Here is a 14,350-nt window from a genome sequence, read left to right on the forward strand (position 1 = left end):
ATACAGCTTCCTTCTTAAATTGCCGTTCGGCTGAGGCTCATGTGGAAGTCTAAATTTATTTATGGGGATTCCTTCAGCATAGCTGCTCCTTAACCTGCCCCCTGATAACCATGTCTAGCAAAATTCAAGTGATACGTTATCAGGGGTGTATTTTCTGGCTTAGGCATCCACTTATGCGGAAATTTTCTCCATCTGCTGAGAAACTTTCTGTAACATCGGGGTAATTATATCGGCGGGCACAGGACAACTGAAGTAGTAACCTTGACCTTCATCACATCCTTGCATTTTCAGGTAGTCAAGCTGTTCTTGGGTTTCCACACCCTCTGCTGTGATGTTCAACCGCAGGCTTTTTGCCAGGGCAATAATCGCATTCGTGACGGCGGCACTATCAGGATTAGATGTGACATCCTGTACAAATGACCGATCGATCTTGAGCATATTCACGGGAAAGCGCTTCAAGTAGTTGAGGGAGGAATAACCAGTACCGAAGTCATCTAGAGCCAAGCATATACCCAGTTCTCGTAATTGTTTTAAGGTTTTAACCGATCGCTCCATATCACCCATCAAGAAGCTTTCTGTCACTTCCAATTCCAGATAAGATACTTGGAGTCCAGTTTCCTCAAGAATTTGACTGACGATCTCAACCAGATTCGGTAGTTCAAACTGTCGGGCTGACAGATTTACAGACATCCGAATTGGGTTAAATCCAGCAAGTTGCCAAGCACGGTTTTGGGCACAAGCAGTTCGCAAGACCCATTCACCAATTGGTAGGATCAAACCATTGGCTTCAGCAATGGGAATAAACTTTGTTGGAGAAACCAAACCTAATGTAGGATGCTGCCAGCGAACCAACGCTTCCATAGCTGTAATTTGTCCGCTGTGTAAATCAATCAGAGGTTGATAATAAACCAGCATTTCATTGCGCTCAAGCGCTCCACGTAATTCATTTTCTAAAGTTATTCGCTCCTGTAACTGAGCATTAATCTCCGGGGAATAGAATTGGTATTTGCTACGCCCTTGTTGCTTCGCCTGGTACAGTGCGATATGAGCCTGTTGCAAAAGTTGATCTACGCTATTACGTTCATTTATGCCATTAATTGTGATGCCGATGCTGGCGGTAATATGAATCAAATTACCCTGTATAGAAAAGGGTTTGCTCAGGGTACTTAACAGCATCTGAGATAGCTTAATCACACTTTCAAAAGAAACAATGTCTATGCGGGCAATGGCAAATTCATCTCCACTTAAATGGGCAAGAATATCTGTTTGTGTCATGCAGAGTGATAACCTCTGAGCGACTGCTCTTAACAACAAATTTGTTGTTTCATGCTCCAAACCATGACTCATAGCAGTGAAATCATCAATACCCAGTAAAAAGATTGCTACAAAGCGCTGGTTATTTTCAGGTTGAGATAGAGTCTGATGGAGGCGATCGCGAAATAAATCGCGATTGGGCAATCCAGTTAGATCGTCATAATTACTGATGTAATGAATTAATTCATCTAATTTGTAAAGAGTTTGTGAAGTATCCGCCATCAATGTACCGGCTTCATCAGCAAAATCTGTGGGCAATTCAGGTAAGGTTTTGGTGTTTAGATAATTTTGCAATGCCGCAGATGTCAAAATAACTGGTTTGAGCAGGTGGTGTAGTGCGTAGAGAGTGGCGGCTGTACCCGCTAAAGTAGCCAACAGAGCAATAAGCATCACTCGAATCGCCATCTCCAAAGAATAGGAGTTTGAGATAACGAAACTCAAGAGTAAGCTTAGAAGTGGTATGTGAGTACCCAAAAATGCCACCAACATGATTTTAGCGGTGTAACTTTTTTTGAGTAATGGAAAACTATCTAGAAACGAGTATAGATTGAGCTTGTGATTGAGCTGCATAAATTCTGTTTGATAGTTGGTAAATTAGTTCCGCGCTATTTTGGCAAAAAGTATTTTTGATTTACAATTCAGTGCGATTAGCTCTCATGGAACCCAACCCTGATAAGGTTATATATTATGCTTCCCAATCTAGGTTTCTATTTATATGTTTAACCATAAAGTTTATGTAAAACTTATCCATAAACAATTTCACAATAAATACGCACATCATTTTTATTTTTATTAGTTTTTCTTCCGGTGAGGTAATAATAAAAAATATATAAATTCGATTTTGTTAGTAAAAAATTATTTTTTATAACTAATGGCAGAGACACAGAAAATGCAAAGAGAGTAAAAAGATATTTTCACAAATGATTTTGGATTGCTATATTTTGTAAGGGCACAGCTTTGCTGTGCCCTTACGGCATGGTTATTTATCTAAAAATTGCTGTAAAGACGCAACAGATTATTTATTGCTAGAGCCTGAAAAGAGCCGATTTGTAACTTGCTCTAATACTTTTAATGCTGTTAATGAACCTCGAATCAACCGAGTAGCGGCAAAAGGTTGTCGAAGCATGGCGATCGCTAACGGAAAAGGGTTTAGAGAGCCATCAGAGTTAATTGCTGGTGTGAGATCGGGGATATTATGCTGACAATCGTCGCTGACTACTCGCAGCATTGCCACAGACACCTCAGCCGCATTGAAAAATTCTAAAGCGGTAAATCCTTCCATATCAACAACATCAGCCGCCAAAGTCTTACCCAAATGGCGTTTTTCGGATGCAGACCAAATCACGCGATCGCTTGTCAGTGACTTGACTAATAAGGCTTTTTCTGATAGATAAGAGTGCAATTGTGCTGTGAAAGTGCGATCGCATTCTTGCTGTTTCCCCTGATAAATACAATTTTGATACAGCACAAGATCGCCAACTGTATAGCGATCGCTCAAGCTGCCACATATACCCATAATCAGCACTCTGGATTTTGGAGTCAGAAATTGTCCTTGTTGCAGGTATTTGAGTAAAGGTTTCATCCCAACAGGTATGGGTACTACTTTTGGGATGGAGGCAGTAATGCCGCTTAATCCGCGATACACAGCTTTATATTCTGCTCCTTGAGGTACCAGAATTGTGTTGATGGGCAAAAGATTAGGCACTAGTCTCGATAGTTTCAAGTTTTAACGGTCAATTAATGTTTGAAGTAAACGGGCGTGGCGCGATTCTTCTTTGTGACAATAAGTAATATTACCGTTTAGTAGTAACCAAAATTCGCAAACCGAAGATGATTGCTGTAGCATGACTAAATAATTGTGTCATCCACACGATAATTTTCAAAGATGGTAAAGCTTCATAACTCCAAATCCGCACGAGAACTCTTCAATATTTCCAAATTGGCGATTCAATTTTCGTGGCTGACGGTGAGTTTTTGGATTGCCGTAACGGTAGCTGGAGTTCTAGCTTTCAGTTCCCTTAAGTATGCCTTGTTTCCAGATATTACCTTTCCAGTGGTGGTTGTAAATGCTACAGCTCCTCTGACAACTGCCCTGGATACAGAAGCGAAGCTCACTAAACCCCTAGAAGAACGCCTCCGCTCCCTAGAAGGACTGGAGAATATCCGCTCATCAACCTATCCTAGTCAAACAGCTGTTGCCCTTTCTTTTGCGGTTGGGACAAATTTAGAAACATCGACCAAAAAGGTTGAAACTGCCCTAAAGCAGCTAACTTTACCTCAAGGAGCGACTTCTAAAATTATTCCCCTAAATCTAAACGAGTCAGCCGCCATTAGTTATGCCATAGAGAGTCCTACACGGAATCTCAAAGATTTGACGAAGTTTGCGCAAGATGAGATTGTTAGTGCGATCGCTAAATTACCAGGAGTATTAAAAGTCTCACTACTAGGCGCTGCGACAGCAACTCCTCCGATAAATCCAGCGAATGCGAATGCAACAGTCCCCCAAGGTGGGGCGACATTAGTCCGGTTTAACGGTGAAGATGCACTCGCATTTCAGGTAATCAAACGCGGTAATGCTAATACTTTGGAAGTAGTGAGTCGGGTTGAGAAAGAAGTTCAAAGGCTACGTACCCTCAAAGATGTCAAACTCACCTTAGCTGCCACCCAAGCAGAATATATCCGCCAAGCTACCCAGTCAACCATCGATGCTTTGCTGGAAGCAGTCTTGTTGTCAATAGTGGTAATTTTTCCTTTTTTATGGAATTGGCGGGCAACTCTGATCTCTGCCTTAGCGATTCCCACGTCTTTGCTGGCTACATTTATCGTCATGGCGATTTTCGGCTTTAACCTGGAAACAATCACCCTGCTGGCTTTAGCTTTGGTAATTGGTAGCATTGTTGATGATGCGATCGTCGATGTGGAAAACATCATGCGACACGTTGACGATGGGGAAACTCCTCGCCAAGCAGCGCTTTTAGCTACAAATGAGATTGGGTTGACAGTTACCGCCGCCACTTTAACAGCAGTAGCAGTTTTTCTACCCATAGGTTTAATGGGTGGGGTAATTGGTCAGTTCTTCAAGCCTTTTGGCATCACTGTATCCGCGGCGATGCTTGCTTCTATGCTAGTTGCTCGAACTTTATCTCCAGTTCTGGCTATCTACTGGCTCAAACCTAAATCCTCACTCTCCCCGCGTCGAGAAGCAAAAATCTGGGTGGCGTTTACCCAATCTTACAGAAATTTGCTCAGTTGGTCTTTAAATCACCGCAAGATAGTTATCGGGTTAGCTGCACTCAGTTTCATCGCAGGTATAGCACTGATTCCACTAATTCCCAAAGGATTTATTCCCAAACTCGATCGCGGCGAATTTAATATTGCTTATACGGCTCCTTTGCCGAGTATTCCTAGTGGAGGAGAGGGGCAGGGGAGCAGCACTTCGGCTACGCTCAGTGACCGGGGAGCAGGGGAGCAGGGGGGCAGAGGGGCAGGGGAACAAGGGATAAATCCCAGTCCCCAATCCCCAGTCCCCAATCCCCAGTCCCCAATCCCCAGCCCCCAATCCCCAATCCCCAATCCTTTAAATGATTCTCTTGAGGTTGCGAAGAAATTAGAAAATGTAGTCAGAAAATCACCAGCAGTTGAAACAGTATTTACCACCGTTGGTTCTCGTGAGGGTGAACCAAATAAAGGGACACTATATGTAAAGTTAAAGGAAAATCGCACAATTACAACTGCGGAATTACAAGACCAGTTGCGCTCCTCCTTACCTGTTCTTTCTGGGGTAACTACTAGTGTTGAAGATATTCAATTTGTCGATTCCGGCGGTCAAAAACCCTTGCAAATAGCATTACAAGGTGATAATCTCCAAGCTTTGAGCAAAGCAGTCAAAGCAATTAAAGAAAGAATTCAAAGGCTACCGGGATTCGTTGATGTCACAGTTACAGGTGAAACAAATCCACAAGGCACGGTTTTTCAGATCGAGCGTCTGAATAATCAACGGGTGGCCTACATCAGTGCTAATCTTGGCAAGGATCTGTCTTTGGGTGATGCCACTGACAAAGTGGTAGCTGAAGCAAACGCGGTGTTACCCTCTAATGTTTCTTTAAATTTAGGAGGAGATTCTGCTAACCAAAATAAGGTTTTTAGTAGTTTCGGCAGTACTTTAGCTCTATCTGCCCTATGTATTGTTGTGGTACTAATTTTACTATTCAAAAGCTGGGTAGACCCTTTAGTTATTGGTGTCTCTTTGCCTTTAGCACTAGTGGGGGCGATGTTGGCGCTACTAATTACCAAGAGCGACTTTGGTATGATCTCATTGATCGGTTTCGTCTTTTTGCTGGGGCTGGCAAATAAAAATGCTATTTTGCTTGTAGATTATATCAACCAGTTACGCAATGCTGGCTTAAATCGTACAGAGGCGATTCTCAACACCGGACTAGTGCGCCTCAGACCAATTATGATGACCACGGCCTCCACTATTTTAGGGATGCTGCCGATCGCTTTGGGTTTGGGTGCTGGTTCCGAATTGCGATCGCCGATGGCTGTAGCGATCGCAGGTGGACTAGTAACTTCAACTATTCTCAGTTTGATTGTTGTGCCAGTAGTCTACACCATTTTGGATGATTGGTTTCCCCGGTTTAAGAAGAGGGGGAGCAGGGAAGCAGAGGAGCAGGGGGCAAGTTGATGCAGGTTTTTGTCACGGGGGGGACGGGTTTTATTGGCGCTCATTTGGTACGGTTGCTCCTACAAGAAGGATATGCCGTCAAAGCACTGGTACGCTCAACCAGCAATTTGGAGAATCTACGCGGTTTGGATGTGGAAATTGTCAAAGGCGATTTGAACGATCCAAATCTCTGGCAACAGATGGGAGGTTGTCAATATCTATTTCATGTAGCAGCTCATTATTCCCTCTGGCAGACAGACCGAGAATTACTCCACCGTTACAATGTCCTGGGTACGCGCAATGTGTTGGCAGCAGCTCGCAAAGCTAATATTGAGCGCACCGTCTACACCAGTTCAGTGGCAGCGATTGGGGTAGGAGCGTCAGGGGAAGTTGTGGATGAAACACATCAGAGTCCCTTAGAAAAGTTGGTGGGTGACTACAAAAAGTCTAAGTTTTTGGCTGAACAAGAAGCTATGCAAGCCGTTGCTACAGGTCAGGAAGTAGTTATTGTCAATCCCAGCAGTCCGATTGGCTCGTTGGATATCAAACCTACCCCGACGGGTGATATAATCTTGCGGTTTTTACGACGGCAAATGCCCTTTTACTTGGATACTGGTCTAAATTTTATCGACGTGCGGGATGTGGCATGGGGGCATTTACTGGCTTTGCAACGGGGTAAATCTGGCGATCGCTATATCTTAGGTCATCAAAACCTCAGTCTCAAGCAACTACTCGAACAACTCGCCGATATCACAGGTCTGAGCGCACCTCAACAAACAGTACCCGCTTGGTTGCCCCTCAGTGTTGCCTGGGTTGATGAAAAGATTCTCGCACCACTGGGTAAATCGCCCTCAGTACCATTGGATGGCGTTCGGATGGCAAAACAACCTATGTATTACAATGCTTCCAAGGCTGTACGAGAATTGGGTCTACCCCAATCTTCGCTAAATGCCGCACTCAAAGATTCTGTGGATTGGTTTGTTGCTCAAGGATATGTCAACCCCTCTGGGAAATTCAAAATTCAAAATTCACGCATTCAAAACTGAAGACCCCACAGATAAATCTTGGGGTTGAGAAAGTGGTGCATTTATCTTTAAAAGAGGAGCGATCGCAACAATGGCAGTTAATCTACAACAAGCTATGGATATTGGGAAGTATCTTGTTACACAGCGTTTGAAAGGACGCAAACGCTTCCCCTTAGTATTAATGTTGGAACCTCTTTTTCGGTGTAATCTCGCTTGTACTGGTTGTGGTAAAATCCAACATCCAAAGGAAATTTTAAAGCAAAATCTCACCCCAGAACAGTGTTTTGCGGCTGTGGAAGAGTGTGGCGCACCAGTTGTCTCAATTCCTGGTGGAGAACCTCTGCTACACCCCCAGATTGATGAGATTGTCCAGGGATTAATTGAGCGCAAGAAATATATTTACTTGTGTACCAATGGTTTGTTGTTAGAAAAGAGCCTGGATAAGTTTCAACCTTCTCCTTACCTCACTTTCAGCGTACATTTAGATGGAATGCGGGAATTACACGATCGCTGCGTCGATCGTAAAGGTGTTTTTGATATTGCTGTTAAAGCCATTCGCGCCGCTAAAGCTAAAGGCTTTCGTGTTACAACTAACACCACTATCTTTGAAGGTACTGAACCTAAAGATATGCAAGAGTTTTTCAACTTTCTGGAAACACTAAATACTGACGGGATGATGATTTCTCCCGGTTACAGTTACGAGTGGGCACCAGATCAAGATCATTTTCTCCACCGCGAACAAACCCGCGCCCTCTTCCGAGAAATTCTGGCTCCTTACAAAAGTGGTGAAAAAAACTGGAACTTCAATCACAATCCGTTGTTCCTAGATTTTCTCACTGGCGAGAAGGACTACGAATGCACGCCTTGGGGTAGCCCTAGTTATAGCGTTCTCGGTTGGCAAAAACCTTGCTATCTGCTAAACGAAGGTTATTACTCTACCTTTAAGGAACTACTCGCACAAACTGACTGGAGTCAATACGGCCAGAAGAGTGGTAATCCTAAATGTGCCGATTGTATGGTTCATTGTGGCTACGAACCCACCGCCGCAATGGATGCAATGCAGCCGCAAAATATGGCGCGTGCCCTTAGCAGTGTGTTTGGTAGGAATTAAAAAGTAGTAAATACTACATATTAAAGGGTGCTATACTTGCGCACCCTTTAAGGATTCTGATTGCCCGAAAATGTGTATAATAACATACAATATTTCAAGGAAAATGCTTATTTAGAGATATTGCGATCGCTCCCTCAGCCAAATTAGCCGAAATGCATCAGGAAAAATACTCATGCCATTTGTATCTGTTCGCGATCTGCAAATGTATTATGAGATTCGTGGCACTGGTCAACGCCTGCTCAGTATTAGTGGTACTGGAGTAGATTTGCAGCGATCGCCGACTATTTTTGACTCACCATTAGCCCCACACTTTGAAATCTTAGCCTACGATCAGCGCGGTCTGGGTCAAACCTCAAAACCTGATATTCCTTACACCATAGCAGATTACGCCGCCGATGCAGACTCTTTGTTAAATGCAGTCGGGTGGGAGAACGCTCATGTCATCGGAATTTCCTTTGGGGGTATGGTAGCCCAAGAGTTGGCACTGCGCTATCCACACCGCGTTAAACGTCTTGTTTTGGCCTGTACCAGTAGTGGCGGTGCTGGTGGGTCGTCATATCCACTACATGAACTCGCGAACCTTCCTACTGAAGAACTAGCTCATCGGCAAATCACAATTGCTGATACCCGTTGGCAAGAGGAAGCTTGGCTCTCTAGCCGAACTACACAATTTCAGGAATTAGTGAAGCTGACACTAGCAGTTTTTCAAGCGGGTACAGACCAACCAAGTCGTGAAGTTGGGCGTCGTCGCCAGCTTGAGGCTCGTGCTGCTCACGATACATATAATCGACTTTCTCAACTGCATATTCCTGTCTATATCTGCGGCGGTCATCACGATGGCATATCTCCTCCTGCCAATCTTGAGGCAATGCACAAACAGATACCAGGTTCGTATTTAGAGTTCTTTAAGGGTGGTCACGGCTTTCTTTACCAAGACTCCCAAGCATTCAAGCGCGTTATTGCCTTTCTCCAAAATAAATTTGAGTAATTTTACATAAGACATATCAGACATAACTACAAAGTTACAGTAACTACAACACTTATTGCCCTCCCACAAGAGCAGCGCTCGGCTCGTAAACTAAACATAAACCACAATATGAAGTTATGTAAACAAATTTCACAAACATAACAATAATTTGTAATAAATAATGATACGGCAGCATTGTATAAAGAGAACTTGGAAGTAAAAAACAACATCTTAATCAGGTTTTCCAGTCGTTCATAGAAGTTTGAAGTTTTTTAACAAAAGTTTTAATCTGAAAGCCTGGAGATCGTAAACTTATTTCTGGGATGTCTGTTTTAAACCTTTCGTAACTCGTCAGGCAGTGCTGACATCAAAAATCAACTGAACCACTCAGTTTTGAGTCCAATTATTCTTAACCAAGCAAAGTAGGAGATTTAACGCAATGGTTTTAGATGCATTTGCAAAAGTAGTTTCCCAAGCTGATACACGTGGGGAATATCTCTCCGATGCACAATTGGATGCGTTGAGCGAACTAGTCAAAGATGGTAACAAGCGTACAGATGCCGTTAACCGGATTACCAGCAATGCGTCTGCTCTTGTTGCTGCTGCCGCTCGTGATTTGTGGGCAGAACAACCCCAATTGATCACTCCTGGTGGTAATGCTTACACCAGCCGTCGCGCTGCTGCTTGCATCAGAGACTTGGACATCATTCTTCGCTATATCACCTACGCTATCTTTGCTGGCGATTCCAGCGTGCTAGATGACCGTGCCCTCAATGGTTTGCGGGAAACCTATTTAGCATTGGGAACCCCAGGAGCTTCAGTTGCTGTTGGTATTCAAAAGCTGAAACAAGCTTCTTTGGCCATTGTCAACGATACCAACAACATCACCAGAGGAGATTGCAGCGCTCTGTCATCTGAAATAGCTAGCTATTTCGATCGTGCTGCTGCTGCTGTGGCTTAAGCCAAGCATTGCTGATGTTGACTAAATAATTGTCCATAGGACAAAACAAAATTTCAACCATAAAGTTTGTAAAAGGGAGATAGCAAAATGTCAAAAACACCTCTAACTGAAGCAATTGCATCGGCTGATTCTCAAGGACGCTACCTCAGCAGCACCGAAATTCAAGTTGCTTTTGGTCGCTTCCGTCAAGCTCCAGCTAGCTTACAAGCAGCAAAAGCTTTAAGCGCCAATGCTCAACGCTTGACTGAAGGTGCTGCTCAAGCGGTGTATAACAAGTACCCTTACACCACTCAACAACAAGGGCCCAACTTCGCGGCTGATGCACGCGGCAAGAGCAAGTGTGTACGTGATGTCGGCTACTACTTGCGGATTATCACATACGCTTTAGTTGTTGGTGGCACAGGCCCCTTGGATGACTTCTTGATTTCTGGCTTGGCTGAAATCAACCGGACTTTTGATCTGTCTCCTAGCTGGTACATTGAAGCTCTCAAGTACATCAAAGCTAACCACGGTCTAAGCGGCGATCCAGGTGTTGAAGCAAATTCCTACATCGACTATGTAATCAATACTCTAAGCTAGAGTGTTTCTTTAGCCCGGAGAGGAAATCAGCTCTTATGACAAGTAAGTTCTATGAGTTGTTTATCTCTCCGGGCAGTTTTTTAAGAAAAACTAGCAGAAAACCCTGGAGAAAGAGGAACGTAGTTCTGTATTTTTTGCTTTAGAACAGGGATGAAAGCTGCCGACGTAGCACGGTATTTGCTACAAATTTGGGAAAGTTCACAACCCAGTGCCTCTTTTAAGCTACCGTCAATTGGCACAATATTTTTGTCAGTACAAGATTTAAACACCTACCCTCGGACTGGGGGAAAGTATACGCCCGAAATAACGTAAGGAGATATCACTACGCCCTAGTGGCAGATGTGGTGAGGCAGCGAGCGCAATCTTCTACCTTCTCTTAGGAGACGCTACGTGTTGGCGGAACGTTCCGTAAGGAAGGAAAGATGCTAGTGCAACGTTAACGAGTCCGCGCCCCCTACAGGGAAGGAAGCTACGCGTAGTGTCTGACAGAGAACTTCTGAAGGTTTTTCTCTCCCATGAGGGACTGCCAAACTGATAAGGTGAGCCTGGGAACCTGTGGAAACAGGATATTAAGGCAGCTATGTCTTAAAAATCACCTGATTTAAAGTAAGGTGAGTGTCAATTTCAAAAAGACTGTTAAAAGACTAGAAAAAATTTTCTAAAAAGTTTTCAGTTTTGCAGTTAAAACTGAGGAGGTAAAAGATGGCAGCTTTGGGACAAGCAGCAAGATTAGGGATTGCAGCGTTTGAAAATTCAGCACCAGTAGAACTACGCCCTGATAGAACAGAAGCCGATGTGGCAGTGGTTATCCGGGCGGCTTACCGTCAGGTTTTAGGTAATGCATATCTACTAGAAGGAGACCGTCTAGAGAGTGCAGAATCACTATTGCAGCAAGGTTTAATCACCGTAAGGGGATTTGTGCTAGCCATTGCTCAATCAGAACTCTATCGGGATAAGTTTTTCTACTCCAACTCCCAAACTCGGTTTATCGAGTTGAATTATAAGCATTTATTGGGGCGTGCCCCAGAAGATGAGTCAGAGATTTCGTACCATGTTGAGCTTTACAACTCACAAGGTTATGAAGCTGAGATTAATTCCTACATTGACTCATTAGAATATCAAGAGAGTTTTGGCGAAAATATTGTGCCCAACTACAGAGGCTTTAAAAGTCAAGTAGGACAGAAAAATGTTGGCTATAGCCGACTGTTCCAACTTTATCGGGGTTATGCCAATAGCGATCGCGCTCAAGGACAAAAACAAGGACGCCTCACTTGGGAAGTGGCTAAGAATTTAGCTTCACCCATTTATCCAGTCTCTGCTGGAGCTTTAGCAGGTCTTTCTAGAGGCGATCGCGGCGAAACATACCGGATCAGAGTGTTACAAGCAGCTTCCCCAAACTCAGCTGTAGTAAGGCGCGGTACTGCGGAATTGATCGTACCCTACGAACAACTTTCTAGTAAATTACAGCAGTTGAATCGCAAGGGCAGTAAGGTTATTAGCATTACAGCCGTATAAATAGGGAATTGGGGAATTAAGTGAGGAGTTAGGAGTGAGGAGTTAGAAGTGAGGAGTGAGGAGTTAGAAGTTATGAGTTTTAAATTCCTAACTATATCCCTACTCTTAAGTCCTAACTCTTAACTCCTAACTCCTAATTTTTCCAACTACTAATTACAAAAGGAAAATTACCAATGGCTATTACAACAGCAGCTTCCCGTCTGGGAACAGAACCTTTTAGCGATCAGTCTCCTGTGGAATTGCGTCCGAATGCAACCAAAGAAGACATCGAAAGAGTAATTGCTGCCGTCTATCGTCAAGTTTTGGGCAACAACTACATATTGGCATCTGACCGCCTAACAAGTGCTGAATCGATCCTCCGCGATGGAAAAATTACAGTGCAAGAGTTTGTGCGTCAAGTAGCTAAATCGGAACTGTACAAAACCAAATTTTTCTACGACAACTTCCAAACTCGCGTCATCGAACTGAACTACAAACATTTGTTAGGTCGTGCCCCTTATGATGAGTCTGATGTCGTCTATCACTTAGACTTGTATCAAACCAAGGGATATGAAGCCGACATCGATTCTTATATTGATTCGCCAGAGTATCAATCTAACTTTGGTGAAAATATAGTGCCTTACTATCGCGGCTTTGAAACCCAAACAGGACAAAAAACTGTCGGATTTACCCGGATATTTCAACTTTATCGCGGCTATGCCAGTAGCGATACCTCCCAACTCAAAGGCAAAGACACCCGCCTTGCCAGCGAACTAGGTCGCAATAGCGCATCCGTCATTGTTCCTCCCTCCGGTGCTTCTTCAGGCTTTTCATACGTTGCTTCTGAAAAAGGCGTTACCCCCAACAGTACTTTTGGTGGTGCGGGAACCTTTGGTAAAGAAGGCAGACTTTACCGCATTGAAGTAGCAGGTGTTTTTGGATCTGGGTATCCCAGCACACGCCGCGTCAATCAAGCGGTGGTTATACCTTATGAAGAACTATCTAGTTACTTCCAGAGAGTGGTAAAACAAGGTGGTAAAATAGCAAGTGTGAAACCTCTTTAGTGTCAATAGTCATTAGTCAATAGTCATTTTTAAGGGCAAACGACTAATGACGATCTAGAATTGGGAATTAATTTTATGGTTGGAGCAATTAGCAGTACGAGTAGTCGCTACTTTCGGTATGAAGTAGTGGGTTTGCGCCAAAGCGAAGAAACTGAAAAAACCAACTATCCTATTCGTTCTAGTGCTACTGTGTTTTTCACAGTACCTGAGAACCGGATGAATCAAGAAATGCAGCGGATTACTCGCTTGGGTGGCAAAATAGTCAGCATTCAGCCATTGAACGCTGAAGCTAAAACAAATAGCGAACAAAGCGATCCTCCTTCTTCATAATGAATTCTAGTCCGCAAAAATTTGAAGATTTATCACCGACAGGTAACTCTGGCGATGATGAATCTTTAACAGTAGAGCAAGCGATCGCTAATCTTGAGAGTGCAGATTTAGGTCTGCGCTTTTATGCTGCCTGGTGGTTGGGTAGGTTTCGGATCTGTGAAGCAGCTGCGGTTACAGGATTGATTAAAGCGTTAGAGGATGAAGCTGACAGAACACCAGAAGGCGGATATCCTCTGCGACGTAATGCAGCTAGGGCTTTAGGAAAACTAGGCGATCGCCAGGCAGTCTCACCTTTAATTGCGTGTTTAGACTGCTCAGATTTTTATGTTCGAGAAGCGGCGGTACAATCCTTAGAAATGCTGGGCGATCCAGTTTGCATTCCCGCCCTGATCGAGTTATTACAAGTAGGTTTGCAGGGAGAGCAGCTGATCTCAAAGCCTGATTTATCTCAACCCTACGAAGCCATTTTGGAAGCCTTGGGAGCCTTGAGGGCAACTGAGTGCATCCCTTTGGTAAAACCATTTTTAGAGCATCCAATCGAATTGGTGCAATATGCTGCCGCACGAGCGATGTATCAATTAACCCAAGAACCAGTTTATGGAGAACGGTTAGTAAAAGCCCTGGCAGGAGATAAATTGCAATTGCGTCGAGCAGTGTTAGCAGACTTGGGAGCGATTGGCTATCTACCCGCAGCAGATGCGATCGCCGAAACTCTTGCTGAAAATAGCCTGAAGCTAATTTCTCTTAAAGGATTACTAGAACATCAAGTTAAGCACACAGCAACAAGCACTTTGTCAGCAGGTGCGATAAAAGTGATAAATTTGATGGACTCGCTATTGTAG

12 protein-coding genes are annotated in these 14,350 nt (G+C 43.8%); 10 read left to right on the top strand and 2 right to left on the bottom strand.

The features are described 5' to 3' along the window. Positions 1-171: 171 nt before the first annotated feature. Together RMZ95_RS16285 and RMZ95_RS16290 are read right to left on the bottom strand one after the other, a co-directional pair. On the bottom strand, positions 172-1,884 hold the full coding sequence (locus RMZ95_RS16285; RefSeq protein ID WP_322684282.1) for a bifunctional diguanylate cyclase/phosphodiesterase: 1,713 nt from the start codon (positions 1,882-1,884) through the stop codon (positions 172-174). A gap of 445 nt (positions 1,885-2,329) precedes the next feature. Then, positions 2,330-3,019 (bottom strand): phosphorylase, encoded by a 690-nt coding sequence (locus tag RMZ95_RS16290; protein WP_322684281.1) that lies wholly within the window; start codon positions 3,017-3,019, stop codon positions 2,330-2,332. A 180-nt stretch (positions 3,020-3,199) separates the two neighbouring features. Here RMZ95_RS16290 and RMZ95_RS16295 point away from each other — a divergent pair, with 180 nt between their 5' ends. The 10 genes from RMZ95_RS16295 to RMZ95_RS16340 all read left to right on the top strand — a co-directional run bounded on the left by RMZ95_RS16295 (position 3,200) and on the right by RMZ95_RS16340 (position 14,350). Continuing rightward, positions 3,200-5,998, top strand: coding sequence for an efflux RND transporter permease subunit (locus RMZ95_RS16295; protein ID WP_322684280.1), 2,799 nt, complete (start codon positions 3,200-3,202; stop codon positions 5,996-5,998). Continuing rightward, positions 5,998-7,023 carry a hopanoid-associated sugar epimerase gene (hpnA, locus tag RMZ95_RS16300; protein ID WP_322684279.1) on the top strand — a complete coding sequence of 342 codons (1,026 nt, stop codon included), beginning with the start codon at positions 5,998-6,000 and terminating at the stop codon, positions 7,021-7,023. The genes RMZ95_RS16295 and hpnA overlap by 1 nt, the downstream gene beginning before the upstream one ends. A gap of 70 nt (positions 7,024-7,093) precedes the next feature. Further along, entirely contained in the window at positions 7,094-8,113 is a 1,020-nt protein-coding gene (hpnH, locus tag RMZ95_RS16305; protein ID WP_322673568.1) for an adenosyl-hopene transferase HpnH, read from the top strand. A gap of 172 nt (positions 8,114-8,285) precedes the next feature. Next, positions 8,286-9,101 carry an alpha/beta hydrolase gene (locus tag RMZ95_RS16310; RefSeq protein WP_322673569.1) on the top strand — a complete coding sequence of 272 codons (816 nt, stop codon included), beginning with the start codon at positions 8,286-8,288 and terminating at the stop codon, positions 9,099-9,101. 418 nt (positions 9,102-9,519) lie between these two features. Further along, positions 9,520-10,041 carry a phycocyanin subunit beta gene (locus RMZ95_RS16315; RefSeq protein WP_322673570.1) on the top strand — a complete coding sequence of 174 codons (522 nt, stop codon included), beginning with the start codon at positions 9,520-9,522 and terminating at the stop codon, positions 10,039-10,041. Positions 10,042-10,128: 87 nt separating this feature from the next. Next, a complete protein-coding gene (gene cpcA, locus RMZ95_RS16320) occupies positions 10,129-10,620 on the top strand; it encodes a phycocyanin subunit alpha (RefSeq protein ID WP_322673571.1) in 492 nt (163 codons plus the stop codon). Positions 10,621-11,322: 702 nt separating this feature from the next. After that, a complete protein-coding gene (locus RMZ95_RS16325; protein ID WP_322673572.1) occupies positions 11,323-12,135 on the top strand; it encodes a phycobilisome linker polypeptide in 813 nt (270 codons plus the stop codon). Between the two features lie 173 nt (positions 12,136-12,308). Next, positions 12,309-13,178 (top strand): phycobilisome linker polypeptide, encoded by an 870-nt coding sequence (locus tag RMZ95_RS16330; RefSeq protein ID WP_322673573.1) that lies wholly within the window; start codon positions 12,309-12,311, stop codon positions 13,176-13,178. Between the two features lie 75 nt (positions 13,179-13,253). Continuing rightward, entirely contained in the window at positions 13,254-13,508 is a 255-nt protein-coding gene (locus RMZ95_RS16335; RefSeq protein WP_322673574.1) for a phycobilisome linker polypeptide, read from the top strand. Then, the gene (locus tag RMZ95_RS16340) at positions 13,508-14,350 is read left to right on the top strand and encodes a HEAT repeat domain-containing protein (protein WP_322684278.1); all 843 of its coding nucleotides are present in this window, start codon (positions 13,508-13,510) and stop codon (positions 14,348-14,350) included. The genes RMZ95_RS16335 and RMZ95_RS16340 overlap by 1 nt, the downstream gene beginning before the upstream one ends.

The sequence above is a fragment of the Nostoc sp. DedQUE07 genome (assembly GCF_034530975.2).
Classification (GTDB): domain Bacteria; phylum Cyanobacteriota; class Cyanobacteriia; order Cyanobacteriales; family Nostocaceae; genus Nostoc.

What these genes read in the sequence shown, in the direction of transcription:
- RMZ95_RS16285 (WP_322684282.1), bottom strand. Translation starts at nt 1,884, where the DNA reads ATGCAGCTCAATCACAAGCTCAATCTATACTCGTTTCTAGATAGTTTT.
- RMZ95_RS16295 (WP_322684280.1), top strand. Translation starts at nt 3,200, where the DNA reads ATGGTAAAGCTTCATAACTCCAAATCCGCACGAGAACTCTTCAATATT.
- hpnA (WP_322684279.1), top strand. Translation starts at nt 5,998, where the DNA reads ATGCAGGTTTTTGTCACGGGGGGGACGGGTTTTATTGGCGCTCATTTG.
- hpnH (WP_322673568.1), top strand. Translation starts at nt 7,094, where the DNA reads ATGGCAGTTAATCTACAACAAGCTATGGATATTGGGAAGTATCTTGTT.
- RMZ95_RS16310 (WP_322673569.1), top strand. Translation starts at nt 8,286, where the DNA reads ATGCCATTTGTATCTGTTCGCGATCTGCAAATGTATTATGAGATTCGT.
- RMZ95_RS16315 (WP_322673570.1), top strand. Translation starts at nt 9,520, where the DNA reads ATGGTTTTAGATGCATTTGCAAAAGTAGTTTCCCAAGCTGATACACGT.
- cpcA (WP_322673571.1), top strand. Translation starts at nt 10,129, where the DNA reads ATGTCAAAAACACCTCTAACTGAAGCAATTGCATCGGCTGATTCTCAA.
- RMZ95_RS16325 (WP_322673572.1), top strand. Translation starts at nt 11,323, where the DNA reads ATGGCAGCTTTGGGACAAGCAGCAAGATTAGGGATTGCAGCGTTTGAA.
- RMZ95_RS16330 (WP_322673573.1), top strand. Translation starts at nt 12,309, where the DNA reads ATGGCTATTACAACAGCAGCTTCCCGTCTGGGAACAGAACCTTTTAGC.
- RMZ95_RS16335 (WP_322673574.1), top strand. Translation starts at nt 13,254, where the DNA reads ATGGTTGGAGCAATTAGCAGTACGAGTAGTCGCTACTTTCGGTATGAA.
- RMZ95_RS16340 (WP_322684278.1), top strand. Translation starts at nt 13,508, where the DNA reads ATGAATTCTAGTCCGCAAAAATTTGAAGATTTATCACCGACAGGTAAC.